Origin of the sequence: Streptomyces sp. NPDC091282, assembly GCF_044757385.1 — a bacterium.
GTDB classification, from domain to species: domain Bacteria; phylum Actinomycetota; class Actinomycetes; order Streptomycetales; family Streptomycetaceae; genus Streptomyces; species Streptomyces gramineus.
In genome coordinates this window covers 1,200,080-1,226,082 of sequence record NZ_JBIVUX010000002.1, presented here as the reverse complement: position 1 = coordinate 1,226,082, position 26,003 = coordinate 1,200,080, and the positions used below count along the sequence as shown (strand labels likewise).

Below are 26,003 nucleotides of genomic sequence, written 5' to 3'. Positions count from 1 at the left end.
GTCGTGCGGGTGTCTCCCGGGGGTGTCCGAGGGGACGGCCGGCGCCGACGGCGGACCGGCGGAGGGAAGAGGAAGAGGGGGACCCGATGGGGGTCGGAACCGAGCGAGCCGGACGCGGCCGCGGGAGCGTCTCACGGGGGGAGGCCGGCCGGGCGGCCGGTGAAGGTCCCCGGAGTGACGGTGTCGTGGACGGCCGCTGGCTGGCCGGCGGCCGCGACGGCAGGCTCAGCGCCTACGCGCGCACCGACGGCGGCCTGTTGCGCTGGACGGAGACGCGGCCGGGCGGTCCTCACTGGACGGGGCCGGACTTCTTCGCCGCCCCCGGTGTCACGGATGTCTCGGCCGCCCAAGGCGCCGACGGATACGTGCACTTGGTGGGCAGGCGGGAGCGCGGGGGCTCGGTCGAGATCGTGCACGCGGTGCAGTACCAGACCGGCCGGCCCGTCGGCGAGTGGCGCTCGATGGGCAATCCCGGCCGGACCCCGGAGCGAGCGGCTCTGGTCGGGGCACCGGTCGCGGCGGTGAGCGCGTCGGGGCGGGTGCACGTCTTCGTCCGCAACGCGGGCGGCGGGGTCTGTCTGCGCCGGGAGGCGGCGGACGGACGGTGGGAGCCCTGGCGGGATCTGCGCGGCGGGGGCGTCCGTACCGGGACGGCGGCCACGGCCACCGGGACCGGCCGGATCGAGGTGTTCGTGCCGGGCGAGAAGGCCGCGATGCGCTGGTCCCAGTCCGAGCCGGACGGCGAGGCGGAGCGCCGGCCCAACCTGGACGTCGCCGTCGCCGAGGGCAGTCCCGCCGTGCTGGAGACCGCCCGGGACCGGGTGACCTTCTACTGGACGGACGCGGCGACCGGCGGGGTCGTCGCCCACCGTCCCGGCAGTGGGGCCGTCCCGTTGGGCGGGGCGCCGGCCACCGGCAGGATCGCGGCCCTGCGCACCGCGCTCGACGGGTACGACTGCACGGTGCTCGCCGTCCGGGACCGCACGGGCGGGATCGCGCTCACGGCCTTCGGGACCGAGAACGAGGGCGCCGGCGTGTGGTGGTCGCCGACGGGGGAGCGGTGCGCGCACGGTCCCGCGCTGGCCAGGGACGCGCGCGGGCGGGTGGTCCTGGCCTTCGTGGACGAGGCGGGCGCCCTGCGCGTGGCGCGCCAGGCGGACGAGGCGGGGCTGGCGATGGGGCGGTCGGTCCCCGTGTGACCGGGTAATGACCCATATCCCATTGAAATGTAGGTGACACCTATCTCACAGCTGTGAAAACAGGTGGACAATAAGTTGGTGAGAATGTGAAGATCCGGTGGCTCGATCTGGTCGTCCGATACGGAACGGCGGGCGTGCGAGCGCAGTCGTTCACGGGGCGTGAGGGGGGTCTCAGCCCTTGCTCAAGGTGCTGAGGAGTTTGGGTGAGCCCGGGTAATCCGGAGGCCAGTGCGCTCGTTTCCACGTACAGATCACTCGTACCGGTACGAACCCGCCGGCGGATCGTCCGGCGCATTCCGCGTCCCCTGCGCCAGGGGGTCATGCGGGGCCTGACGGCGGCCGACGCGATGCGCACCACCCTGGCCGGGATCGCTCTGGGGCGAGGGCGCGCTGCGGCCGCCCCGCGGGTGGTCCGTCTGGACGGACGGCACGTGCGGGCCATGGTCGTGCCCGGCGCCACCGAATGGGCCGCGCGGGCGCGCAACCTCCATCTCCTCGTGGCCGTCCTCGAAGAGGCCGAGATCGAGTACTTCGCCGTGCGGGGCACGGGAGGAAACGTTCCTGTACTGGCGATCCCCGCGGCGCTCCGCGAGGACGTCGAAGAGGTCCTCCAGATGGTCTGCGCCAGCGACCCCGGCTATGTCCGTGCGGCCTCGGGGGGCCAGTCCCGCGACGGGTCCTCCGCGCAGGCCTGGCGGAAACTGCGTGCGCAGCGGGTGCTCAACGTGGCCTGGATGGTCTGCGACCCCACCGGGAACCTCGTCTTCGGCCACGACTCCGGCTGCGAACTGGAGTTCTGGTCGGAGGAGGACGGCGAACTCGTCGCCCCCCGCCCCAACTCCGTGGTCACCAGCACTCCGGTCGACGGCGCACGCCGGCTCGCCGAACAGCGCCTGTTCAGCCCCGTCCCGTTCCTGTACGGCACCGGACGGACCCGCACGCTGCCCGAGTTCACGGCCGCGCTGATCGGCGACCACCGCTACCCGATCGACATCGTCTACACCTGGGTCGACGACTCCGACCCGGTCTGGAGAGCGAGCAAGGACGCCACGCGCCGGTGGGTCGACGGCTCCGTGCCGATGCACGACCAGGCCGACAACGACGCCCGGTACACCAGCCGCGACGAACTGCGGTACTCCCTGCGCTCCATCCACCAGTTCGTGCCCTGGGTGCGGAACATCTTCCTGGTGACGGCGGGGCAGGTGCCCGGCTGGCTCGACACCGAGTACCCGGGCCTGCGCGTGGTGGACCACCGGGAGATCTTCTCCGACGCGCACGCGCTGCCGACCTTCAACTCCCACGCCATCGAGAGCCAGCTGCACCACATACCGGACCTCTCGGAACACTTCCTCTACCTGAACGACGACGTGTTCTTCGGCCGCCCGGTCCACCCCGAGCAGTTCTTCCATCCCAATGGCCTGACCAAGTTCTTCATGTCCAAGGCGCTGATCCCGTCCGGCCAGATCTCCCCGGACGACCTCCCGGTGAACGCCGCGGGCAAGAACAGCAGGGGACTGATCGCCCAGCAGTTCGGCACCGTGATCTCGCAGAAGATGAAACACACCCCGCACGCCCTCAGGCGCTCCGTCCTCGCCGAGATCGAGCAGGTCTACGCCCGCGCGCACTGGGTCACCCAGCACTCGCGGTTCCGCTCCCCGCACGACACCCCGGTCGTCTCGTCGCTGCACCACTACTACGCCTACCACTCGGCCCGGGCCACCATCGGCGACCTGCGGTACGTGTACGTCGACATCGGCGACCAGCGCGCCCAGCAGCGGCTCAACCGCCTGGTCGCCCGGCGCGACTTCGACACCTTCTGCATCAACGACACGATCGTCCCCGAGGACCGGGACGCCCAGGCCCGCATGGTCGCCCGCTTCCTGGACGCCTACTTCCCCGTGCCCAGCCCGTACGAGCGGCCCGAACCCGCCCTCGCCGCGGCCCGGCAGCAGGTCGAGGAAGGGGCGGTGGCCCGATGAGCGCGCGCGGCCGGATCCTCGCCGCCGTCCGCCGCCGGGCCGCGGTCCGGCTAGCCCGGCCCCGTGCCTGGCTGATGGACCGGCTGTTCGTGCCCCGGCGCGCCGCCCGCACCGCCCGGCTGCGCTACGCCGCCGTCCTGGACGGCCAGACCGTCAACCTCCACGCCGAGCTGCCCCGTTCGGTCACCGGCGCGGACCTGGCCGAGATCGTCGTGCAGCGCCGCCGCCACCGGCACCGGGTGCCCGCCCGGATCTACGCCGGGCGCGACGGCCGCCTCCTCGTCGACGCGGCGGTCCTGCTGGGCACCGGCGCCAGGGGAGTGCCCGTGACCCCGGGGCGGTGGAGACTGCGGCTGCACGTGACCGCCGGGCGCCGGGTCCTCCGGTTCCCGCTGCTGCTCGCGGAACTGACGAGGCCCACGACCGGGACGACCGGGCCCATGACGTCGTCGCCGGTCACCGCCGACCGCTACCGGCTCGGCCGGACCGTCCGCGGCGACGCGCGAGTGGTCTGCGCCAGGCCGCGGCCCGCCGCCGAGGTGGTCACCGTGCACATCGAGCACGCGCGCATCGAGGTCGACCTGCGCCTGTTCGGAGTCGACGCGGACGCCCGGCAGGCCGAGTTCGTCGCCGCCGGGCGCAGTGTGAGGCGTCCGCTGCACGCGGTGGGCGCCGGCGTGTGGCGGGTGGAGGTGCCACTGGCCGAGATGGTCCCGGCCGGGAGCCGGAACGTGCACTGGGACGTCCTGGTCCACACGGACGCCCGCGCCCCGCTGCGTCTTGGCCGTCGGCTGCACGACGTCCAGGCACCGGGGCGGGTGTTCGCGATGCGGAAGATCCTCGTGTCACCGCGGCGCGGCACCCTGATGTTGATCCAACCCCGCTACACGCCTGCCGGGAACCTGCGGTTCACCTGCGGTGACGGTACCGGGGCCGAGTAGAGGAACCCATGAGAATCGCCTTCCTGCTGACCCAGGCCGACGTGCTGGGCGGCGAGGAGCGGGCCGTGCTCGGTCACGCCGGCGCGCTCGCCGACCGGCACGAGGTCAGCGTCATCAGCGTCTTCAAGGCGCGCCGCCGGCGCTTCACCGCGCCCGACCCGCGGGTCCCGGTGGGGTTCCTCGTCGAGGCGCTCCAGCACCGGCCCGTACGCCGCTCGGCCCTGGACGAGGCGGCCGGACCCGCGCTGAGCGCGCTGCCCAGCGAAGTCGTCGAGCGCCGCTGGGACGACCGCTTCAGCCGGCTCACCGACATCGAGCTTGAGTACGCGCTGCAGAACACCGACGTCGACGTCCTGGTCACCACCTCGCCGGCGCTGCTCGCCTGTGCCGCTCGGTTCGCCCCGCCGCACGTACTGACCGTCCACCACGAACTCGGCGCTCCGGAGGCGGCCGGTGCCGCCGTCGAACCCCTCCTGCGGCACATCACGCGCTGCGACGCCGTGGCACTGGCGTGCGCCCGATCAAAGGAGTGGTACACCGAGACGTTCGGAGCCGGCGCCCCGCCGCTCGCGGTGATCCCGCCCGCTCTCACCGAGGGGTTCCGGCCGCGCTCGACGCTGGAGACCCGCATGGTGACGCTGGCCGCCCGGCTGGAGGAGCGCTCCGGGATCGCCGACGCCCTGACCGCGTGGGCACGGGTCAGCCCGCTCCACCCCACCTGGGTCCTGCGGATCCTCGGTGACGGCCCGCTCGGCAGCCGGCTCACCGGCCGCAGGGACCAACTCGGCCTGCACGGAACCGTCCAGTTCGTGGGGGAGGCACCGGCCGGCCTCGCCGAGGAGTGGGCCAAGGCCAGCATCGCCCTGAGCACCGCCACCGAGGACGCCGTCGGACTGGCGCTGCGCGAGGCCCAGGCCGCCGGGGTCCCCGTACTGGCCTACGACAGTCCGCACGCCCCCCGCGAGATCGTGCACGAGGGACGGACCGGCCTGCTCACCACTCCCGGGGACACGGATGCCCTGGCGGGCGCGCTGCTCAGCTTGATCGAGGACGCCGACACCCGCCACGGCATGGGCCGTCTCGCCGCCGAAGCGGCCCTGCGGTTCTTCCCCGGCGACCGGTGGGACACCCTGTTCGCCGCCCTGGAGGCGGACCGGGCCGACGGCCGCCGCGCCGCGCTGAAGGCCGAGCGGACCGCCGCGCACGCCCTCGTCGCCGGTGCGGGCGGCCAGGCCCGGGCCGCGGCCGCCGCTCCGCGCAGCACCCGGCACTCCAGCCGGCTCCAGCAGGCCGAGGAACGGCTGCTCAAGGAGCACCGCGGTCTGGTGCGCGACGGCGGACAGGTGTGCCGCCTGATCGACGCGGAGACCCCGTTCGACACCGTCCAGGCCAACCTGGCGATGACGGCCGCCGCGCTGGAGGCCGCCCGCGTCCCCTACTTCGTCTCCCGGACCACGAAGGTGCGGCACACCGTCGCCGTCCACGCCGACCACCGGGAGGCCGTCCTCAAGGCGCTCGCCCAGCACGTCGGCGAGCAGGCCGTCTACGTGGCCCTGCTCAACGACGCGGACACCTCGGTCGCCACCACCCTCGCCGGGCTCGCCACCGAGTACCTGCGCACCGAGTGCTCCGGGCTGCGGGTCTACCAGAGCGTCGTCACCCCGTCCCGGACCCTGCGGCTCGGGGCGGCCTACGGCTGCACCGTCGCGTTCTGGCAGGACGACCCCGAGGACCCCGGCACCATCGTCTCCCCGTTCCGCACCCTGCTCGGCTCGCGGGTGCCCAAGTCCGCGCTTCGCCGGGTGCCGACGGACCTGGGCGGCCGCCGGTACCCGACGCTGGAGGCCTTCGCGGAAACCCTGCACCACGACATCGCGTTCCCGGTGGACGCCGTGTACACCTGGGTCGACGGCGCCGACGTCTCGTGGCTGGAACGCAAGAACGCCGTGCTGGCCGCCATGGGGATCGAGACGCAGGACGCGGCCACGAGCGCCGCCCGCTTCCGCAACCGCGACGAACTGCGGTACTCGCTGCGGTCCCTGGACATGTACGCCCCGTGGATCAGGAACATCTACATCGTGACGGACCGTCAGGTCCCGGCGTGGCTGGACCCGCACCACCCCAGGGTCCGCGTGGTCGACCACACCGAGATCTTCGGCGACGAGGGGGCGCTGCCCACGTACAACTCGCACGCCATCGAGAGCCGCCTGCACCACATCGACGGGCTGGCCGAGCACTTCCTGTACTTCAACGACGACGTCTTCGCCGCCCGCCCCCTCCAGCCCTCCCTGTTCTTCCTGGGCAACGGCCAGTCCAAGCACTTCATGTCGTCGAACGCCATTCCGGTGAACCCCATCGCCGAGGGCGACGAGTTCAGCCGCATGGCGGCGAAGAACAACCGGGAGCTGGTGGCCCGGAAGTTCGGCAGGACCCTCGTCAACTCCTTCATCCACGCCCCGCACCCGTTGCGCCGCAGCGTCATGTACGACCTGGAGCGGGAGTTCCCCGACGCGCTGCGCGCCACCGCCCACCACCAGTTGCGCGACCCGTCGGACGTGTCCGTCGCCTCGTCGCTGCACCACTACTTCGGCTACTACACGGGCCGCAGCGTGCCGGGCGGCATCTCCAGCGGATTCGTCAACGTCGGACTCAGCGACCAGGTGAAGAAGCTCAACCACCTCCTGGCCGAGCGCGCCCACGACGTCTTCTGCCTCAACGACTTCCACGACGGGGACGTCTCCGAGGACGAGCAGGACGCCACGCTGGCCGCGTTCCTGCCCAGCTACTTCCCCGTCGCCGCCCAGTTCGAGGCGGGCTCGCCCCGCAACCGGCTCTTCCACGCGGGGCATCTGCCCGGCTGGCCGCTCTGATCCAGGGCGTCCGAACACACCGAAGGGGGCCTCCGCGGATCGCGGAGGCCCCCTTCGCCGTCGGCCGTTACGCCGGGACCGACGCCACGCCGGGCGCCAGGAACTTCTTGCCGTTCACGCGCTCGGAGACACCCTCGCGGTCCAGGTACGGCGTGAGGCCGCCCAGGTGGAAGGGCCATCCGGCACCCGTGATCAGGCACAGGTCGATGTCCTGCGCCTCGGCGACGACACCCTCGTCGAGCATCAGCCCGATCTCCTGGGCGACGGCGTCCAGGACGCGGTCACGGACCTGCTCCTCGCTGAGAACGGTGTCGCCCTGCTTCAGCAGCGCGGCGACCTCCGGGTCCAGCTCCGGCTTCCCGCTGTCGTACACGTAGAAGCCGCGCTTGCCCGCCTTGACGACGGCCGCGAGGTTCGGGGAGACCGTGAAGCGGTCCGGGAAGGCCCGGTTCAGGGTCTCCGAGACGTGCAGGCCGATGGCGGGACCGACCAGCTCCAGGAGCACCAGCGGGGACATCGGCAGGCCGAGCGGCTCGACCGCCTTCTCCGCGACCTCGACCGGGGTGCCCTCGTCGATGACGTTCTGGATCTCGCCCATGAAGCGGGTGAGGATGCGGTTGACGACGAACGCCGGGGCGTCCTTCACCAGCACCGCGGTCTTCTTCAGCTTCTTGGCGACGGCGAACGCGGTCGCCAGGGAGGCGTCGTCGGTCTGCTCGCCGCGCACGATCTCCAGGAGCGGGAGGATCGCGACCGGGTTGAAGAAGTGGAAGCCCACGACCCGCTCGGGGTTCTTGAGCTTCGACGCCATCTCGGACACCGACAGCGAGGAGGTGTTGGTGGCGAGGATCGCGTGCGCCGGGGCGACCGCCTCGACCTCCGCGAACACCTGCTGCTTGACGCCGATCTCCTCGAAGACCGCCTCGATGATGAAGTCGGCGTCGGAGAAGCCCTCGGCCTTGTCCAGCACACCGGTGACCAGGGCCTTGAGGCGGTTGGCCTTGTCCTGGTTGACGCGGCCCTTGCCGAGCAGCTTGTCGATCTCGGCGTGGACGTAGCCCACACCCTTGTCGACGCGCTCCTGGTCGATGTCGGTCAGCACGACCGGCACCTCCAGGCGGCGCAGGAAGAGCAGCGCGAGCTGGGAGGCCATCAGACCGGCGCCGACGACACCGACCTTGGTGACCGGACGCGCCAGGTTCTTGTCCGGCGCGCCCGCCGGACGCTTGCCGCGCTTCTGCACCAGGTTGAACGCGTAGATGCCGGCGCGCAGTTCACCGCCCATGATCAGGTCGGCGAGCGCCTTGTCCTCGGCGTCGTAGCCCTGCTGGAGGTCGCCGTTCTTGGCGGCCGCGATGATGTCCAGGGCGCGGTAGGCGGCCGGAGCGGCGCCGTGCACCTTGGAGTCCGCGATGAAACGGCCCTTGGCCACGGCCTGGTCCCAGGCCTCGCCGCGGTCGATCACCGGACGCTCGACCTCGACGTCGCCCTTGAGGACCTGGGCGGTCCAGATCAGCGACTGCTCCAGGAAGTCGGCACCCTCGAACAGGGCGTCGGCGATGCCGAGGTCGAAGACCTGCTGCCCCTTGAGCTGCTTGTTCTGGTTCAGGCTGTTCTCGATGATGACCGAGACGGCCTTGTCGGCGCCGATCAGGTTCGGCAGCAGCGCGCAGCCGCCCCAGCCCGGGACCAGGCCGAGGAAGACCTCGGGCAGCGAGAACGCCGGGATGGCCTTGGAGACGGTCCGGTACGTGCAGTGCAGACCGACCTCGACGCCACCGCCCATGGCGGCACCGTTGTAGTAGGCGAAGGTCGGCACGGCCAGGCCCGCGAGGCGCTTGAAGACCTCGTGGCCGCCCTTGCCGATGGCGAGCGCGTCCTCGTGGTTCTTCAGCAGCTCGACGCCCTTGAGGTCGGCGCCGACCGCGAAGATGAACGGCTTGCCGGTGACGCCCACACCGACGATCGCGCCGTCGGCCGCCTCCTTCTCCACCTGGTCGATCGCGGCGTTGAGGTTCGCCAGCGACGCCGGGCCGAAGGTGGTCGGCTTGGTGTGGTCCAGGCCGTTGTCCAGGGTGATCAGCGCGAAGCGGCCGGCCCCGGACGGCAGGTCGAAGTGGCGTACGTGCGCCGACGTGACGACCTCGTCGGGGAACAGGTCCGAAGCCTGCTTCAGAAGCTCGGCGGTGGTGCTCACTTGTCCCCCTCGAAGTGCGGGTTCTCCCAGATGACCGTCGCGCCCATGCCGAAGCCGACGCACATGGTGGTCAGGCCGTAGCGGACGTGCGGCTGCTCCTCGAACTGGCGGGCCAGCTGCGTCATCAGACGCACGCCGGAGGAGGCCAGCGGGTGACCGAAGGCGATGGCGCCGCCGTACTGGTTGACGCGCTCGTCGTCGTCGGCGATGCCGTAGTGCTCCAGGAAGGCCAGCACCTGCACGGCGAAGGCCTCGTTGATCTCGAACAGACCGATGTCGGAGATGCTCAGCCCGGCCTGGGCGAGCGCCTTCTCGGTGGCCGGGATCGGGCCGTAGCCCATGACCTCGGGCTCCACACCGGCGAAGGAGTACGCCACGAGCCGCATCTTGACCGGCAGGTTGTTCTCGCGGGCGAAGTCCTCGCTCGCGATCAGCGAGGCGGTGGCGCCGTCGTTGAGACCGGCGGCGTTGCCCGCGGTGACCCGGCCGTGCACGCGGAACGGCGTCTTGAGACCGGCCAGGTTCTCCAGGGTGGTCCCCGGGCGCATCGGCTCGTCGGCGGTGACCAGGCCCCAGCCGGTCTCGCCGCCCTCGGGGTTGGTCCGGCGCACCGAGATCGGCACCAGGTCGGCCTGGATCTTGCCGTCGGCGTACGCCTTGGCGGCCTTCTCCTGGGAGCGGACCGCGTACTCGTCGGTGCGCTCCTTGGTGATCTGCGGGTAGCGGTCGTGCAGGTTCTCGGCGGTCATGCCCATGAACAGCGCCGACTCGTCGACCAGCTTCTCGCTGACGAACCGCGGGTTCGGGTCGACGCCCTCGCCCATCGGGTGGCGGCCCATGTGCTCGACGCCGCCGGCGATGGCCACGTCGTACGCGCCGAAGGCGACGGAACCGGCGACCGTGGTGACGGCGGTCAGGGCGCCGGCGCACATGCGGTCGATCGAGTAGCCGGGCACGGAGGTCGGCAGGCCCGCGAGGATGCCCGCGGTACGGCCGATGGTCAGGCCCTGGTCACCGATCTGGGTGGTCGCGGCGATGGCGACCTCGTCGATCTTCTTGGTGTCCAGCCCGGGGTTGCGGCGCAGCAGCTCCCGGATCGCCTTCACGACGAGGTCGTCGGCGCGGGTCTCGTGGTAGATGCCCTTCGGGCCCGCCTTGCCGAACGGGGTACGGACGCCGTCGACGAAGACGACATCCCTGACGGTACGAGGCACGATTGGCTCTCCTCCAGGGTGCGGGATGGCACTGCTGCATGCGCTGAGCGCGCGCTCAGGCCCCATGCTACTTATGAGTAACGTAGCTGCCCACCCCTGACGGGCCAAGCGGCGAAGGTCACACGCCGGCGGTGCCCCGCGCGGACGGGAGACCGCCGGCCGACGGCACACACCGTCGCCGGCCGGGCCGCCGACGGCGTGTGCCGTCGGCCGCCCCGCTTCGGTTTCCTCCGTGTGCCGTCCCGGAACCTTGGCGTGATCTCGACGCCCCGCCGCCCGCGGACCGGTTACGCGGTCAGCGCCGTGACCAGCGCCGCCGTGACCTGCTCCACCTGCCACGGCCGGGCGCCGTATCCCGCCAGAGCCGCGCCCACCGTCTCGGCGTCGACCACCTTGGGCGGCTCCCAGCACAGCCTGCGCACGGTGTCCGGGGTGATCAGGTTCTCCTGGGGCATGGTGAGCTGCTCGGCGAGCGCCGACACCGCGGCCCGTGCGGCGGACAGCCGGGCGGCCGCCGCCGGATCCTTGTCGGCCCACGCGCGCGGCGGCGGCGGACCCGTCACCGGCTGCCCGGGAAGCGGCAGCGCGGAGTCCGGCAGCGCCTTGGCCCGGTCGACCGCGGCCTGCCACTGCTCCAGCTGCCGGCGTCCCATCCGGTGCCCGAAGCCGGTCAGCGCCGCGAGGGCGTGCGCGTTCGCCGGCAGTGCCAGCGCGGCCTCCACGATCGCCGCGTCACCGAGCACCTTGCCGGGCGACACGTCCCGCTTCTGCGCGATCCTGTCCCGCGTCTGCCACAGCTCCCGCACCACGCCCAGCTGCCGGCGCCGCCGCACCTTGTGCATGCCGGACGTCCGGCGCCAGGGGTCCTTCCTCGGCTCGGCCGGCGGCGCGGAGGCGATCGCGTCGAACTCCTGCCGGGCCCACTCCAGCTTCCCCTGCCGGTCCAGCTCCTTCTCCAGGGCGTCCCTGAGGTCGACGAGCAGTTCGACGTCGAGCGCCGCGTACCGCAGCCAGGGCTCGGGCAGCGGGCGGGTGGACCAGTCGACTGCGGAGTGGCCCTTCTCCAGGACGAAGCCGAGGACGCCCTCCACCATCGCGCCGAGCCCGACCCGCGGGAACCCGGCGAGCCGCCCGGCCAGTTCGGTGTCGAACAGGCTGCTGGGCACCATGCCTATCTCGCGCAGGCAGGGCAGGTCCTGGGTGGCGGCGTGCAGCACCCATTCGACGCCGGACAGGGCCTCGCCGAGGCCGGACAGGTCGGGGCAGGCGACGGGGTCGATGAGCGCGGTCCCGGCGCCGGCGCGGCGCAGCTGGACCAGGTAGGCGCGCTGGCCGTAGCGGTAGCCGGACGCGCGTTCGGCGTCGACGGCCACCGGCCCGGAACCGGCCGCGAACGCGGCGACCACGCGGGCGAGCGCGTCCTCGTCCGTGACCACGGGCGGAATGCCCTCACGCGGTTCGAGCAGGGGGGTCGGCGCCTCCGTCGCAGAAGACCCGGCGTCGTCCGGGGGAGTACCCCCGGTGGTGCGCAGTGAACTGTCTGCTGCGGTGTCTTGGGCGTCGGTCACATGTCAAGGGTATCCGTGTGTGGACGGCGCCCGTCGACGGAACGTTCCGTCGACGGGCGCCGGGGGGTCGTAAACCAGTCAGCTCGGTGAATTCTCAGGTCCACGAACGGGGGACGCCGTCCGGGGCGCGACCGCGGAACAGCGGCCGATCCGGTTCACGTCGCTGAACGATGGAGGGCGGGGTGAACGGCGGGTCAGTGGATGATGCCGGTGCGCAGGGCGACGGCGACCATCCCGGCACGGTCGCCCGTGCCCAGCTTGCGGGCGATCCGGGCGAGGTGGCTCTTGACGGTGAGGGCGGACAGTCCCATCGAGACGCCGATCGCCTTGTTCGACTGGCCCTCCGCGACCAGCCGGAGCACCTCGACCTCACGGCCGGAGAGCTCGCGGTAGCCGCCCGGGTGGCTCGGGGCACCCGGGGGGCGGCGGTGCATACGGGCGGCGGCGGAACCGATGGGGGCGGCACCGGGCCGGGTGGGGAGCCCGATGTTGGTGCGGGTGCCGGTGACGACGTAGCCCTTGACGCCGCCGGCCAGGGCGTTGCGCACGGCGCCGATGTCGTCGGCCGCGGACAGGGCCAGGCCGTTGGGCCAGCCCGCGGCACGGGTCTCGGACAGGAGGGTCAGGCCGGAGCCGTCGGGCAGGTGGACGTCGGCGACGCAGATGTCGCGGGGGTTGCCGATGCGGGGACGAGCCTCCGCGATGGACGAGGCCTCGATGACGTCGCGCACACCCAGCGCCCACAGGTGGCGGGTGACGGTGGAACGGACGCGCGGGTCGGCCACGACCACCATGGCGGTGGGCTTGTTCGGGCGGTAGGCGACCAGGCTTGCGGGCTGCTCTAGGAGAACGGACACCAGGCCTCCTGGGTGGGGGGACGGGGCCGGCTTGTGGGGAAGAAGCCGGGACGAACCGTGCTTTCAAGGTCACAGTCGTCTTCGGCATCAAACCCGTCCGCCTTTAGAGAATGATCACGATTTAGTGAGCAACAATCCGTGCAATTCGGACACGCGATCGATCATCCGAAGATCGAATCGGTTCGGCCTGTTGCCGTACAGGACAGAAAGTGGCCGTATCGACAAAGAGATGGTCAATGAAGGGTGAGTCGCCGATGACCCGAACGGACGAGGCCCGGGCGGACGGGCCCCGCCGGGGCGGCCGCTAGCGTGCCTGCGGGTCGCGGCGCTGCGGCAGGGTGACCACCGAGGCGTCGCCGGGCCCGGCCGGCGGCAGCCCCGCCACCTGCGCCAGCAGGTCGCACCAGGAGGCGAGGTGCGCCGCGGTGTCCGGCACCCCGGCGCGGCCCTCCCGCGGCGTCCAGGAGGCCCGGATCTCGATCTGCGAGGCCGCGGGCCGCTCCGACAGCCCGCCGAAGTAGTGCGAACTGGCCCGCGTGACGGTCCCGCTCGGCTCCCCGTACGACAGACCGCGCGTCTGCAGGGCCCCGGTGAGCCAGGACCAGCAGACGTCCGGGAGCAGCGGATCGGCCGCCATCTCCGGTTCCAGCTCCGCGCGCACCAGCGTCACCAGCCGGAACGTACCGCGCCAGGCGTCGTGCCCGGCCGGGTCGTGCAGCAGGACCAGCCGGCCGTCGGCGAGATCCTGCTCGCCGTCGACGACCGCCGCCTCCAGGGCGTACGCGAACGGGGCCAGACGCTGCGGCGCGGGCGTCGGCTCCACCTCGACCTGCGGCCGCAGCCGGGCGCCGCGCAGCGCGTCGACCGCGGCCCGGAAGGCCGGTGGCGCCGCCGTCCCCGTATGTCCTTCGCCCCCCTCGGTACCCTTCCCCTCGCCCGTTCCGCCAGCGCCGTCCGACAGTCGTCCCTGAGCCGCAGCCATGCGGGGAAGAGTAAGGGGAACGACGCCTTCGCGCAGGGAGAGACACCACCTAAGGCCCCACCCGGGGCCCCGTCCGGGCCGTGGCCGCACCGGGTGCGGGGGCGTGCGAGACTTGCCGTCGTGAGTGCGAACGGGAGCCCCGCGGGCCAGCAGCCGACAGCGACGTACGACAGTGCCTTCCTCAAGGCGTGCAGGCGTGAACCCGTGCCGCACACCCCCGTGTGGTTCATGCGGCAGGCCGGGCGCTCGCTGCCGGAGTACCGCAAGGTGCGCGAGGGCATCCCCATGCTGGAGTCCTGCATGCGCCCCGAGCTGGTCACCGAGATCACGCTCCAGCCCGTGCGCCGGCACAACGTGGACGCGGCCATCTACTTCAGCGACATCGTCGTCCCGCTCAAGGCCATCGGTGTCGACCTCGACATCAAGCCCGGCGTCGGCCCGGTCGTCGCCCGCCCGATCCGCACCCGCGCCGACCTCGCCCAGCTCCGTGACCTGACCCCGGAGGACGTCTCCTACGTCACCGAGGCCATCGGCATGCTCACCCGGGAGCTCGGCGCGACCCCGCTGATCGGCTTCGCCGGCGCCCCGTTCACCCTCGCGAGCTATCTCGTCGAGGGCGGCCCCTCGCGCACCTACGAGAACGCCAAGGCCATGATGTTCGGCGACCCCGAGCTCTGGGCCGACCTGCTCGACCGCCTCGCCGGCATCACGGCCGCGTTCCTGAAGGTGCAGATCGAGGCCGGCGCCTCGGCCGTCCAGCTCTTCGACTCCTGGGCCGGCGCGCTGTCCCCCGCCGACTACCGCCGCTCGGTGCTCCCCGCCTCCGCCAAGGTCTTCGACGCCGTCGCCGGATACGGCGTCCCGCGCATCCACTTCGGCGTCGGCACCGGCGAACTGCTGAACCTGATGGGCGAGGCCGGCGCGGACGTCGTCGGCGTCGACTGGCGCGTCCCGCTGGACGAGGCCGCCCGCCGCGTCGGCCCCGGCAAGGCCCTCCAGGGCAACATCGACCCGACCGTCCTGTTCGCCGGCAAGGACGCGGTGGAGACCAAGGCGCGCGAGGTGCTCGACGCGGCCGCCGGCCTCGAAGGCCACGTCTTCAACCTCGGCCACGGCGTCATGCCGTCCACCGACCCGGACGCACTGACCCGCCTGGTCGACTACGTCCACAACCGCACGGCCCGCTAGGAAAACCATTCCGGCCGCCCTGTTGCGGCCGTTCCGGTGACGTGCCCCCGCACCCGGCCGCATAATCTTCGCGGACGGGGGAGGGGGCACGGTGGCGGGGGAGCCGACGGGGGAGCCGGACAGTCATGAGCCCTGGCCGGTCCGTGTCCTGGACGGCGACGGCCGCCCCGCCGGGTCCGGCTTCCTGTTCGCCCGGGGGCTGGTGCTGACCTGCGCCCATGTGGTGACCGACGCGCTGGGCGTCGACCGGCACAGCGAGAACGGCCCGCGCGGCCCGCTGCGGGTGGTGCGCCGCGGTACCGACGAGGCCGTCCCCGCGCAGGTGATGCCCGGAGGCTGGGTGCCGCTGCGCGACCTCTCCGGCGACTTCGCGATACTGAGCCTGGACGCCCGGTTCCTGTCCTCCGCCACGGTCGACAGAGCCAGGAGCGGCGGCCGGGTCCGGGTGATCACCCCGGACGGCGACCTGCCCGCCGTCGTCCAGGCGCTGCCCGGATCCGGCGAACCCGACGGCTGGGGCCTGCTGGCCTTCGAAGGTACGCCGCCGCGGCCGAGCGGCAGCGGCAGCCCCGTGGTCGACGACGAGGGCGCCGTCGTCGGCCTCCTCACCGCCCTGCGGGCCACCGGCCGCGCACGTCACGCCGGCTACTTCCTGCCGCTGGCCGCCGTCGTCGAGCGGCTGGTCCCGAGCCCGCCCGCACCGGGCACGGAACGCCGGCCGGACGCGGCCATCACCTTGCGCGAACTCGGCGAACTGGTGGAGGCCCTGCTCGCCGTACCCGTGCTCCGGGACCTGCCGGCGTTCGACCTGCTCGCGCGGGAACTCCAGCACGAGGTCCCCGGGGTCGCCCTGGTCTCGGGCGCCACGGCCCGGCTCAGGGCACTGCAACTGGTACGGCAGTTCGCGCGCCGCCCGGAGGACCTGCGACTGCTCGTCGAGACCCTGCGGGTGTTCGACTCGGGCAGCTCGGAGGTCGAGGCGTTCGAGACCCTGGTGGACAAGGTCGCGGCACCGTCGCTGCTGCTCGCCGACGAACGCCGGACCCTGCAGGGGCTGCTCGCACGGACCGACGTGCCCGGCGGCGTCGGCCTGCTGGAGCGGGCCCGCGACCTGGAGAACCGCGGTGCCCCGCCCGGCCGGTCACCCGCCCTGCTGGAGTTCGTCTCGCATCTCGCCGCCTCGGTGGCGGGGGAGACCGGCGCCGGCCTGGACACCTGGCGGCGGTCGGTCGCGACCCGGCTCGGGATGGCACGGCCGGCCCGGCCGCCGACCGAGCAGCCGGTCCTCGCCATCAGGGTGGACACGCTCCTGTGGGACGCGGACACGTACGGGGTCACGGCGACGGTCCGCGCGGCGGAAGGCACCACGATGCTGCTGGCCGACGACCGGGTCCCCTACCAGGAGCTGATGCCCGCCATCGCGGGAGCGCTGCGCACGTACGAGACGGAGGGGGCGGCCGCCGGCGCGGGCCCGGCCGGACAGGTCGAGTTCGTGCTGCCGTACCGGCTGCTGGATCTTCCCGTCGACGAGCTGGACACCGACGTCGGTGACGCGGCGGGTCCGCTCGGCGCCCGCCGCCCCGTCGTCGTACGGGCCGCCGAACTGGAGGACCGTGCCGACCTGCACCGCAGCTGGCACGCGCGGTGGCGGCGGCTCAAGGAGACCCTTCCCGAGGAGCGGGCGCCGCGCTGGGTGGACGGCGTCGACGGCCGGGTCCTGCTGCTGGACTCCGCCGGACTGACGTTCCGGTCCGCCGGGGACGCGGTCGCCGCCTGCCTTCTGCAAGGGGTACCGGTGCTGATCCGGTCGCGTGGGACCTCACCGGCGGCGGAGGAGGCGCTTGCGGCGCTGGCGGGCGAGGTGGCACTGGAGGAGATGCCGGAGGCGGTCCGGGCCTGGCGGCTCCGCCACGCCCTCACCGGCGACCGGGTGACCCTGCTCTACGCCGACCCGGAGCGGCCGCTGTCGAAGGACGAACCGCTCGTCTCCCCCGACAGCGGGTGACGGCCGGTGGACCCGAGCACGCTGCTCCGCGCGATGCGCCCCTTCCAGAGCGCACCGCAGCTCACCCTGAACCTGGTGCTCGACCGGGCGCCCTCGATGCAGCTGTGGACCCGGACCCTCACCGACCTCGGGGAGACGCTGGGCCGGGCACCCTTCGCGGACGTACGGGTGAGCGAGGTGGACACCTCCGCACCGGGCGAGCTGCCGGCCCTGGACACCGGCTCACCCCTGCCGGGCGGCGAGGTCGTGCTCCTGGTCAGCGACTGCGTGGCGGACGCCTGGCAGGACGGGCGGGCGGTCGCGCTGCTCGACCTGTGGAGCCGGACCGGCGTGACCGCGGTGCTCCAGCCGCTGTCCCGGTCGCTGCGGCACCGGGTGGGCGTGCCGCTCGCACCGTTCCGGTGGCGGGCCTCCCGCCCCGCCACCCCCACCGCCTGGGTCACCTGCGGTCTCCAGCCGGACAGTCTGGAGACGGCGGCCGGCATCCGCGCCCAAAGCGCCGTTCCCGTACTGGGCCTGGAGGACGGCCGGTCCATCGAGGCCTGGGCGCGCCACGTGGCGGCGCCCGCCGACGACTGGTACCAGGGCGAGGGGATACCCGTCCCGCCGGGCCCCGACGCCTGGGACGGCTTCGCCCTCCGCGTCCCCGCGGCCGATCCGGCCGACCTCGTCCGCACCCTCGAGGAGGTCGCCGGTCCCGCGCCCGTACGGCTTGCCGCTCTCCTGTCCGCCGCACCGCTCGTCACCCTCGACCTGCTGCATGCCGTCCAGCGCGGTCTGCTGCCGGACGACGACGAAGCCCTCCCGGAGGTCTTCCACAGCGGGCTGCTGGTACGTGCCCCCGACCGTGACCGGGACGCCGACGGGCGGAGCGCGTTCGTCCTGCTCGACGAGGTGGTGGAACCGCTCTTCGGCCGGCTGACCCAGTCCGAGGCACGCCGCTCCCTGTATCTGGCCGTGAGGCTGCTGCCGCCCGCCGCCTGGGCCCGCAACACGCGCCGGCTCCCGTCGCCCGCCCCGTACGACGTGCCCGCCCGGCCCGCGGAACCCGCCCGCCGCACCCGGCCCGCGCCGCGCGTCGGCTCGGAACCGCCCACCCGCAACACCCGGTTCGTCGGCCGCGGGACACTGCTCGGCGACGTCCGCACGGCCCTGCTCCGCTCCGACGGCCTGTGCGTGCTGTACGGCATCGTCGGCGTCGGCAAGACCCAGACCGCGCTGGAGTACCTGCACCGCCACCGCGGCGCGTACGACTTCGTCTGGTGGGGCCAGGCCCGGGACGCCCGGAGCCTCGCCCAGTCACTCGCCGGACTCGGCGCCGAACTCGGTGTCCCGCGGGGACCCGACGGCCTGGTGCCGGTGGCCGGTGTCCTGGAGCGGCTGCGCTCCGGCCCGGCCGACCGCGGCTGGCTGCTCGTCCTGGACAACGCCGGTCCGCCGGCCGACCTCGTCCCCCTGCTGCCGCTCGGCGCCGGCCACATCCTGATCACCAGCCGCCATGTCAGCTGGGCCGAGCAGACGGCGCATCCGCTGCGCGTGGGCCCGCTGACCCGCGAGGAGAGCCTCGTCCTGCTGCGTGCCCGGGCGCCCTGGCTCACCGACGACGACGGGGACGCCGTCGCCGAGCGCGCCGGGGACCTGCCGCCGCTCCTGGTCCACCTGGGCCGTTCGCTGGCCAACCGGCGCCTCGACGTGGCCAAGCACCTCACCGACTTCGACCAGCTCTGCGCCCGGCTGCTGCTCAATGGCCTCCCCGACTACGACGTCAAGGTCGCCGTCGTCTGGAAACGGGCCGTCGCGGAGCTGGCCGACGCGGACGCGTCCGCCGTCGAGCTGCTGAGGGTGCTCAGCTGCCTTGGCACCGGTCCCGTCCCCTACGACCTGCTGGCCGCCGCGGCCGAATCGGCGCCCGCCCCCGGCAGCGGCGACGTGCTGCACGACGCGGTGACCCAGCATCTGGCCCTGATGCGGCTGGCCGAGGAGGACCTGGCCGTCTTCGAGGCGCAGGCCCGGACGGTCGAGGTGCACCCCGCCCTGCTCACCGTCATGCGCGGCGTGGTGATGACGCGCAACGAGCTGCTGGCGGCGGAGGAGGCCGCGCTCCGTCTGCTCTCCGCGGCGCTGCCCGCCGATCCCGGCACTCCCGCAGGCCGCGACCGGATGGCCGAGATCGCCCGCCGTCTGTCCCTGGCCGCGGCGCTGGACGCGGGCCCCGAGGCCACCGGCGGCCTGGTCCTCGCCGTGGTGGAACACCACGCGGCGGTCGGCGACACCAGGATCGCCGGCGCGCGCGCCCGGGTCGCGCTCGACTCCTGGAGTCACCGCCTCGCCGCCGCCGACCCGGTCGCCGCCGTCCTCCGCGCCCACGCCGGCACACCGCCCCAGGACCCCTGAACCGCCGGGTACGACCGAAGGAGCCGCCTTGCGCCCGCTGACCGACAACCCCATCTCCGACTTCGCCGACGACGCCTTCGGCTTCGCGCCCTACGTGGACGTGCTGCACGGCTCCGTGGAACTGGCGTCGCCGCTGCCGCTCACCGTGGGCGTCTTCGGCTCCTGGGGCACCGGGAAGTCCAGCTTCCTGCGCCTGTGGCAAGGGCGGCTGACGGAGCGCCAGGTGCGCACCATCTGGTTCAACCCGTGGAAGTACGACCGCAAGGTCGAGGTGTGGGCGGCACTGCTGCACACCATCCTGGCCGAGATGGAGAACGAGGAGGGCCTGAAGGAGAAGGCCCTGCGGCTCGCCAAGGCCGCCACCTGGCTCTCGGTGCGTGCCGGACTCGGTACGGCCGCCTCGGCCGCCACCGGCGGGGTGATCAAGAGCGGTGACGTGGACGCCCTGCTCACCGAGCTGTCACGGGGAGACGCCGAGCAGTACCGCCAGGTCAACCGCTTCGAGAACGACTTCCGCGACGCCGTGGAGGAGTTCGTGGGGCCCGGCGGACGGCTGGTGGTCTTCGTCGACGACCTGGACCGCTGCACCCCGGACTCGGCGATGACCGTGCTGGAGTCGCTCAAGCTCTTCCTCGGCGAGTCCCAGTGCGTGTTCGTCCTCGCCCTGGACCTGGACGTGCTGGCCGCGGTCGCCACCAACAAGTTCGGCGACGCCTTCAGGAACGCGCCCGCCGAGGTGGTGTCCGGGCTCGCCTACCTGGACAAGATCGTCCAGCTGCCGTTCTTCCTCCCGGACGTCGGCTTCGAGACCCTGCGCGACACCCTCGCGCCGTGGGTCCACCCGCAGGTCGACGGCCCCGCGTTCTGGCGGCTGCTCCAGCGGGGCCTGGGCGCGAACCCGCGGCGGCTGAAGCGGTTCGTGAACGTCTTCAACATGGCGATGGAGGTGAGCATCGCCCGGGCCGGCGGCACCGTGCCGAGCCGGGTCTTCCACCTCCAGCTGGCCGCGCTCCTGGTGATCCGCAGCCGCCACCGGGAGTTCTTCCACGTCCTGGCGGCCGAGCCCAGCTCCTGGGACACCCTGGCGGCGCACTTCCGGCGGATGCGCAACGCGGCCGACTCCCGCGAGCGGGACCGGTACCTGAGCGACCTGTCCGACGAACTGGTGCCCTTCCGCGCCGACCGGGCCCTGGAGGGACTGATCGCCGCGGGCGGCGACGGGGCCCTGCAGGCGCCCTCCGACGCCACGGTCCGCTCGATGATCAGCACTCTGCGGACCGCGGCCGGCCCCGTCTACCTCCCCTCCAGGGACGACTACTGAGCCCCCGGCCCGTCCTCACCAGCCGTGCCGGGGCCGGGCCCGCCTGCCGAACAGCAGGCCGCGCGGCTCCGGCGGCGGAGGCGTGCCCGGCTTGAGCGGCCAGGCGAGGAGCATGCCCACGAGGAAGCCGACGATGTGGGCCGCGTACGCCACCGTGCCCGCGTCGGAGACACCCTCGCCGGACGAGTACACGGCCTGGAGCACGAACCAGAAGCCCAGCACCAGCCAGGCCGGCAGCCGCAGCGGCAGGAAGACCAGGAACGGGACCAGTACCCAGACCCTGGCCCTCGGGTAGAGGACGAGATAGGCGCCGAGGACCCCGGCGATCGCGCCGGACGCGCCGATCAGCGGGTCCCCCGAGGCGTCGTTGAGGAGCGCGAAGCCGTAGGAGGCCGCGTAGCCGCAGACGACGTAGAAGAGGACGTACCGGACGTGGCCCATCCGGTCCTCGACGTTGTTGCCGAAGATCAGCAGGAACAGCATGTTGCCGAGCAGGTGCAGCCAGCTGCCGTGCAGGAACATCGCCGTGAGGACCGACAGCGCCGGCGACTTGTCGTAGGAGGGCGGCGCGACCACGCAGCCGGGACCGTGCCCGCCGATGCCCACGGCGCCGGTCGGGACCAGGGACGGCATCTGATGGTGGATCAGCTCCCGCGGGACCGCCGCGTAGTGGTCCGTGAACGCCTGCAGATGGCACAGCTGCGCCAGGTCGCTGCTGCCGGCCACGGAACCGGCTATGCCGGGCATGAACAGGAAGACCAGGACGTTCGCGGCGATGAGCGCGTACGTCACGTACGGCGTGCGCCGCACCGGGTTGACGTCATGGACGGGGATGACCACAGCTCACTAGTGCCCAGGGCGGGGGCGCCCGAAGCGCCGAGCGCCCCGGTGAACGTCGGCGCGCGCGGGCGCGTATGTCCCTGCGACCGATGAGCTTCAGGTGATGATTCCGGCGACGTGAGGACCAGGCGATGAACGAGCGGGTTGCTTCTCAGGGGTTCCCTCCCATGCAGGCCATGCCGGACGGCGAGGCGGAGATCTCCCTCGTCGTACGGCTGCCGTGGGAGGACGTGGCGCGGCTCGGTCAGGAGGCGGGCCGGCTGGCGGCGCAGATGCAGCGGCCGGTGACGCTGGACGAGGCGGTGAGCAACCGGCTGCGCTCGACCCGGCCGGCCGCGGCGCACGCGCGTACGGGGGCCGAGCAGCCCGCCGCCACGCCCGCGCCGGGAGGGGCCGGCGTCACGTCGCTGCCGAGGATCAGCGGGACGGCCTGAGGCACGCCGCGGGGTGCGGCCGCACGACGGCCGCGCCCCCGCGCCCCCTACCGGGCGTTCACCTTGGCCACCGCCTTCCGCGCCGCCACCAGCACCGGGTCCCACACCGGTGAGAACGGCGGCGCGTAGCCCAGGTCCAGGGCCGTCATCTGTTCCACCGTCATGTTCGCCGTCAGCGCCACCGCCGCGATGTCGACCCGCTTGCCGGCGCCCTCCCGCCCCACGATCTGGACGCCCAGGAGGCGTCCCGTGCGGCGTTCCGCGAGCATCTTGACCGTCATCCCGCTCGCGCCGGGGTAGTACCCGGCGCGGCTCGTGGACTCGATGGTGACCGTCTCGAACCGCAGACCCACCCGCAGCGCGTCCTTCTCGCGCAGCCCGGTGCGGGCGATCTCCAGGTCGCACACCTTGCTCACCGCCGTGCCGACGACTCCGGGGAACGTGGCGTAGCCGCCGCCCACGTTGGTGCCGACGACCTGGCCGTGCTTGTTGGCGTGGGTGCCCAGCGGGACGTACTGCTCCTGTCCCGAGACCAGGTTCAGGACCTCCACGCAGTCGCCGGCCGCCCAGATGTCCTCGTGGCCGCGGACCCGCATCGCCAGGTCGGTGAGCAGGCCGCCGTGCGCGCCGACGGGCAGACCGGCCGCCTGCGCCAGGCTCGTCTCCGGGCGGACGCCGATGCCAAGGATCACCACGTCCGCCGGGTACTCGCCGTCCTCGGTGGCCACCGCCCGGACACCGCCGTCCGGTCCGGTGAGCACCTTGGTGACCTCGGCGTCGTTGACCATGGTGATGCCGAGGCCCTCCATCGCCGCGTGCACCAGGCGGCCCATGTCCGGGTCGAGCGTGGACATCGGCTCGCTGCCGCGGTTGACGACCGTCACCTCGTAACCGCGGTTGATCATCGCCTCGGCCATCTCGACGCCGATGTAGCCGGCGCCGACCACCACCGCCCGGCGGCCACGCGTGCCGGCCAGCGTGTCCAGCAGCGCCTGGCCGTCGTCCAGCGTCTGCACGCCGTGCACCCCGGGCGCGTCCGCGCCCGGCATGTCGGGGCGGATCGGGCGGGCGCCGGTCCCGATGACGAGTTTGTCGTACGGCGTCCAGGACTCGGCGCCGGAGGCGAGGTCACGCGCCCGCACCCGCTTCCCGGCCACGTCGATCCGGGTGACCTCGGTGCCCATGCGCAGGTCGATGCCGCGTGCCCGGTGCTCCTCGGGCGAGCGGGCGATCAGTTCGTCGCGTTCCGCCACGTCGCCGCCGACCCAGTAGGGGATCCCGCACGCCGAGTAGGAGCTGAAACGGCCGCGTTCGAAGGCCGTGATCTCCAACTCGTCCGGTCCCCGCAGCCGGCGTGCCTGGGACGCCGCGGACATGCCCGCCGCGTCCCCGCCGATCACCACCAGCCGTTCCCGTCCACCGCTCATGTCCATGCGAACACGCTACGGGGCGAGGGAATCCCGGTCCCGCTCAGGTCTCCCCGCCGGGCGTGCGGCGCCGGCGCACGATCCGCCACCACAGGACCGCGACCAGGGCCGCGAGCGCCGCGAACGGCAGGGCCGCGCCCAGCGCCAGCGCGATCCAGCGCAGCACGGTGACGAAGGCGTGCCAGCCGCCCGCCAGCGCGTCCGTGAATCCGGGCGAGTCGTCGTGCGCGGCCCGCACCGCCGGCGTCCGGGTGAGCGACAGGGTGACGGTGGCCATGGCGGTGCGGTCCTTCAGGGACGCCTGCCGGGCGAGCAGCGCCTCCAGGTCGGCCTCCCGGCTGCTCAACTCCCCTTCCAGGGCCACCACGTCACTGAGCCTGGCGGCCCGGTCCATCAGCTCGCGGACCCTGGCCACGCTGGCCCGCTGCGACGCGACCCGGCTGTCGACGTCCACCACCTGGTCGGTGACGTCCTGGGCCTTCGCGGTGCGGTCGAGGAGCCTGCCCGCGCCCTGGAGGCGCGCGAGCACCTCGTCGTACCGCTCGGTGGGCACCCGCAGGACCACCCTGGTGCGCTCGTGGCCCCCGGAGTCCCGGCGGGTCGTCTCGTCGCCGACGTATCCGCCGGCGCTCTCGGCCGTGTCGCGGGCCTCGTCGAGAGCCCGGGGCACGTCCTTGACCTGCACCGTCAGGGAGGCGGTGCGGATGATCCGGTTCGCCGTGAGCGCGGGCGCGCGCCCGGTGCCCCGGCCGCCGCCGGCCGTGTCCCCGCCCGGGCCCGCCGCCTCCCGGGCGGTACCGCCCACGGCGGCCTTGGCACCGGAGTCGCTCGCGGAGCCGCCGGAACCGCCGCCCGCGCCGCAGCCGGTGAGGGCGAGGGCGGCGGCCACCAGCAGGCCGGCCAGGACGGGTCGTACGGGATGGCGCATGGTTCCCCCCGGGGGTGGTGACGGATGACGCTCCTTCGACGCCGGGGCGGTGCGGGACGTTGGCGCGCGCGGGTCCCGATGCGGTCACGGCCAGGACGCGCGCCGGTCACCGGGCCGGGCCGGGAGCGCGGGCCCGGGTTTGAGAGAGTGGGGCCATGAGCGCAACGGACACGGGCCAGGTCGTCGTCGTCGGGGCCGGGATCGCGGGGCTCGCCGCGGCCCACCGGCTGCTGGAGCGCGGCGTGCGCGTGACGGTGCTGGAGGCCGCCGACCGGGTCGGCGGCAAGCTGCTGCCCGGCGAGATCGCGGGCGTCCGGGTCGACCTGGGCGCCGAGTCGATGCTGGCCCGCCGTCCCGAGGCCGTCGCCCTGGCCCGCGATGCGGGTCTCGGCGACCGGCTGCGGCCGCCGTCCACCGCCACGGCGTCGATCTGGACCCGGGGCGCCCTGCGTCCCATGCCCAAGGGCCACGTCATGGGCGTCCCCGGCACCGCCGCCGCGCTGTCCGGCGTGCTGTCCGAGGAAGGGCTCGCCCGGATCGGGCGCGACGCCGAACTGCCCCGCACCGAGGTCGGCGACGACGTCGCGGTGGGCGAGTACGTGGCCGGGCGGCTGGGCCGGGAGGTCGTGGACCGGCTGGTCGAGCCGCTGCTCGGCGGGGTCTACGCGGGCGACGCCTACCGCATCTCGATGCGCTCGGCGGTCCCGCAGCTCTACCAGGCGGCCCGGACGCACGACTCGCTGACCGAGGCCGTCCGCGACATCCAGGCCAAGGCGGCCGCGGCCCGGCAGACGGGACCGGTGTTCACCGGCATCGAGGGCGGCGTCGGCACCCTGCCGCTCGCGGTGGCCGCCTCGGTGCGGGCGCGCGGCGGCGAGATTGTCACCGGGACGCCGGTGACCGAACTGCGCCGGGTGGCACCGGACCCGACGCGGGATCCCGGCCGCGACGGCTCGCCGGCCGGCGGACCGCGCACCGGCTGGCGGATCGTCGCCGGCGACCGGGTGCGGTACGCGGACGCCGTGATCGTCGCCGTCCCGGCTCCCGTCGCCGCCCGCCTGCTGCGCGCCGAGGCACCCGCGGCCGCCGCCGAACTGGCGGCCGTCGAGTACGCCTCGATGGCCCTGATCACCCTCGCCTACCGCCGGGCCGGCCTCGCCCTGCCCGAGGGCAGCGGGTTCCTGGTGCCGCCGGTGGACGGCCGGACCATCAAGGCCGCGACCTTCGCCTCCCAGAAGTGGGGCTGGATCGCGGAGGAGGACCCGGACGTCGTCGTCCTGCGCACCTCGGTCGGGCGGTACGGCGAGACCGAGGTGCTGGGGCGCGCCGACGACGACCTCGTCGGCGTCTCCCGGCACGACCTGCGCGAGGCCACCGGCCTGGACGCCGACCCCCTCGCCGCCCGGGTCACCCGCTGGACCGACGGCCTGCCCCAGTACCCCGTCGGCCACCACGCGCGCGTGGCCCGGGTCCGCGCGCACGTCGCCGCCGTCCCCGGCCTCGCGGTCTGCGGCGCCCCGTACGACGGCGTGGGCATCCCCGCCTGCGTCGCGAGCGCGTACGCGGCCGTCGACCAGCTGGGCGGCGACCTGACGGCGGTCCGGGAGCTGACCGCCCACCCGGTGCAGAGCCTGCACGGCGGAGCGGGAGAATGAGGAC

The 26,003-nt window shown here is 73.4% G+C and carries 18 protein-coding genes; 10 read left to right on the top strand and 8 right to left on the bottom strand.

The features are described from left to right. The first annotated feature begins 86 nt into the window (after positions 1-86). The 4 genes from ACIQOE_RS12550 to ACIQOE_RS12535 all read left to right on the top strand — a co-directional run bounded on the left by ACIQOE_RS12550 (position 87) and on the right by ACIQOE_RS12535 (position 6,989). Complete coding sequence (locus tag ACIQOE_RS12550; protein WP_401411296.1) at positions 87-1,199, top strand: hypothetical protein; 1,113 nt, start codon at positions 87-89, stop codon at positions 1,197-1,199. A 320-nt stretch (positions 1,200-1,519) separates the two neighbouring features. Continuing rightward, positions 1,520-3,178 (top strand): stealth family protein, encoded by a 1,659-nt coding sequence (locus tag ACIQOE_RS12545; RefSeq protein ID WP_401411294.1) that lies wholly within the window; start codon positions 1,520-1,522, stop codon positions 3,176-3,178. Then, complete coding sequence (locus ACIQOE_RS12540) at positions 3,175-4,119, top strand: hypothetical protein (RefSeq protein WP_365562818.1); 945 nt, start codon at positions 3,175-3,177, stop codon at positions 4,117-4,119. The genes ACIQOE_RS12545 and ACIQOE_RS12540 overlap by 4 nt, the downstream gene beginning before the upstream one ends. A gap of 8 nt (positions 4,120-4,127) precedes the next feature. Beyond that, entirely contained in the window at positions 4,128-6,989 is a 2,862-nt protein-coding gene (locus tag ACIQOE_RS12535) for a stealth conserved region 3 domain-containing protein (protein ID WP_362649687.1), read from the top strand. 67 nt (positions 6,990-7,056) lie between these two features. Here the strand turns inward: ACIQOE_RS12535 and ACIQOE_RS12530 are convergent, their stop codons facing one another. The 5 genes from ACIQOE_RS12530 to ACIQOE_RS12510 form a co-directional block, all read right to left on the bottom strand. Continuing rightward, the gene (locus tag ACIQOE_RS12530; protein ID WP_401411291.1) at positions 7,057-9,186 is read right to left on the bottom strand and encodes a 3-hydroxyacyl-CoA dehydrogenase NAD-binding domain-containing protein; all 2,130 of its coding nucleotides are present in this window, start codon (positions 9,184-9,186) and stop codon (positions 7,057-7,059) included. After that, the gene (locus ACIQOE_RS12525; protein ID WP_351325930.1) at positions 9,183-10,400 is read right to left on the bottom strand and encodes an acetyl-CoA C-acyltransferase; all 1,218 of its coding nucleotides are present in this window, start codon (positions 10,398-10,400) and stop codon (positions 9,183-9,185) included. Before ACIQOE_RS12525 ends, ACIQOE_RS12530 begins: the two co-directional genes overlap by 4 nt. Positions 10,401-10,687: 287 nt before the next feature. Continuing rightward, positions 10,688-11,968, bottom strand: a complete 1,281-nt coding sequence (locus tag ACIQOE_RS12520; RefSeq protein ID WP_362649681.1) for a ribonuclease D — start codon at positions 11,966-11,968, stop codon at positions 10,688-10,690. Between the two features lie 194 nt (positions 11,969-12,162). Then, positions 12,163-12,825, bottom strand: a complete 663-nt coding sequence (locus ACIQOE_RS12515; RefSeq protein WP_123973178.1) for a response regulator transcription factor — start codon at positions 12,823-12,825, stop codon at positions 12,163-12,165. A 304-nt stretch (positions 12,826-13,129) separates the two neighbouring features. After that, entirely contained in the window at positions 13,130-13,807 is a 678-nt protein-coding gene (locus tag ACIQOE_RS12510; RefSeq protein WP_351325935.1) for a DUF3000 domain-containing protein, read from the bottom strand. Positions 13,808-13,927: 120 nt separating this feature from the next. Between ACIQOE_RS12510 and hemE the strand changes: the two genes are divergently transcribed. From hemE to ACIQOE_RS12490, 4 genes are all read left to right on the top strand, one after another. After that, positions 13,928-14,995: a uroporphyrinogen decarboxylase gene (gene hemE, locus ACIQOE_RS12505; protein ID WP_351325936.1), complete on the top strand. Its 1,068-nt coding sequence runs from the start codon at positions 13,928-13,930 to the stop codon at positions 14,993-14,995. Positions 14,996-15,086: 91 nt separating this feature from the next. Beyond that, entirely contained in the window at positions 15,087-17,000 is a 1,914-nt protein-coding gene (locus ACIQOE_RS12500) for a trypsin-like peptidase domain-containing protein (protein WP_401411287.1), read from the top strand. Positions 17,001-17,006: 6 nt separating this feature from the next. After that, positions 17,007-19,394 carry an FxSxx-COOH system tetratricopeptide repeat protein gene (gene fxsT, locus ACIQOE_RS12495; RefSeq protein ID WP_401411285.1) on the top strand — a complete coding sequence of 796 codons (2,388 nt, stop codon included), beginning with the start codon at positions 17,007-17,009 and terminating at the stop codon, positions 19,392-19,394. A gap of 28 nt (positions 19,395-19,422) precedes the next feature. After that, positions 19,423-20,715, top strand: coding sequence for a P-loop NTPase fold protein (locus ACIQOE_RS12490; protein ID WP_399011111.1), 1,293 nt, complete (start codon positions 19,423-19,425; stop codon positions 20,713-20,715). A gap of 15 nt (positions 20,716-20,730) precedes the next feature. Here the strand turns inward: ACIQOE_RS12490 and ACIQOE_RS12485 are convergent, their stop codons facing one another. Continuing rightward, positions 20,731-21,555, bottom strand: coding sequence for a rhomboid family intramembrane serine protease (locus tag ACIQOE_RS12485; protein WP_401411283.1), 825 nt, complete (start codon positions 21,553-21,555; stop codon positions 20,731-20,733). Between the two features lie 167 nt (positions 21,556-21,722). On the opposite strand from ACIQOE_RS12485, the gene ACIQOE_RS12480 reads away from it, so the two are divergent. Beyond that, a complete protein-coding gene (locus ACIQOE_RS12480; RefSeq protein WP_390634488.1) occupies positions 21,723-21,989 on the top strand; it encodes a hypothetical protein in 267 nt (88 codons plus the stop codon). A gap of 47 nt (positions 21,990-22,036) precedes the next feature. On the opposite strand, the gene ACIQOE_RS12475 is transcribed toward ACIQOE_RS12480, so the two are convergent. Both ACIQOE_RS12475 and ACIQOE_RS12470 read right to left on the bottom strand, forming a co-directional pair. After that, positions 22,037-23,422: an FAD-dependent oxidoreductase gene (locus tag ACIQOE_RS12475; RefSeq protein ID WP_401411281.1), complete on the bottom strand. Its 1,386-nt coding sequence runs from the start codon at positions 23,420-23,422 to the stop codon at positions 22,037-22,039. Between the two features lie 37 nt (positions 23,423-23,459). Further along, the gene (locus ACIQOE_RS12470; RefSeq protein ID WP_401411279.1) at positions 23,460-24,344 is read right to left on the bottom strand and encodes a DUF4349 domain-containing protein; all 885 of its coding nucleotides are present in this window, start codon (positions 24,342-24,344) and stop codon (positions 23,460-23,462) included. 155 nt (positions 24,345-24,499) lie between these two features. Between ACIQOE_RS12470 and hemG the strand changes: the two genes are divergently transcribed. Beyond that, the gene (hemG, locus tag ACIQOE_RS12465) at positions 24,500-25,999 is read left to right on the top strand and encodes a protoporphyrinogen oxidase (protein ID WP_401411277.1); all 1,500 of its coding nucleotides are present in this window, start codon (positions 24,500-24,502) and stop codon (positions 25,997-25,999) included. Positions 26,000-26,003: the final 4 nt, after the last annotated feature.

What these genes read in the sequence shown, in the direction of transcription:
- ACIQOE_RS12550 (WP_401411296.1), top strand. Translation starts at nt 87, where the DNA reads ATGGGGGTCGGAACCGAGCGAGCCGGACGCGGCCGCGGGAGCGTCTCA.
- ACIQOE_RS12545 (WP_401411294.1), top strand. Translation starts at nt 1,520, where the DNA reads ATGCGGGGCCTGACGGCGGCCGACGCGATGCGCACCACCCTGGCCGGG.
- ACIQOE_RS12540 (WP_365562818.1), top strand. Translation starts at nt 3,175, where the DNA reads ATGAGCGCGCGCGGCCGGATCCTCGCCGCCGTCCGCCGCCGGGCCGCG.
- ACIQOE_RS12535 (WP_362649687.1), top strand. Translation starts at nt 4,128, where the DNA reads ATGAGAATCGCCTTCCTGCTGACCCAGGCCGACGTGCTGGGCGGCGAG.
- ACIQOE_RS12510 (WP_351325935.1), bottom strand. Translation starts at nt 13,807, where the DNA reads ATGGCTGCGGCTCAGGGACGACTGTCGGACGGCGCTGGCGGAACGGGC.
- ACIQOE_RS12480 (WP_390634488.1), top strand. Translation starts at nt 21,723, where the DNA reads ATGCAGGCCATGCCGGACGGCGAGGCGGAGATCTCCCTCGTCGTACGG.
- ACIQOE_RS12475 (WP_401411281.1), bottom strand. Translation starts at nt 23,422, where the DNA reads ATGGACATGAGCGGTGGACGGGAACGGCTGGTGGTGATCGGCGGGGAC.
- ACIQOE_RS12470 (WP_401411279.1), bottom strand. Translation starts at nt 24,344, where the DNA reads ATGCGCCATCCCGTACGACCCGTCCTGGCCGGCCTGCTGGTGGCCGCC.
- hemG (WP_401411277.1), top strand. Translation starts at nt 24,500, where the DNA reads ATGAGCGCAACGGACACGGGCCAGGTCGTCGTCGTCGGGGCCGGGATC.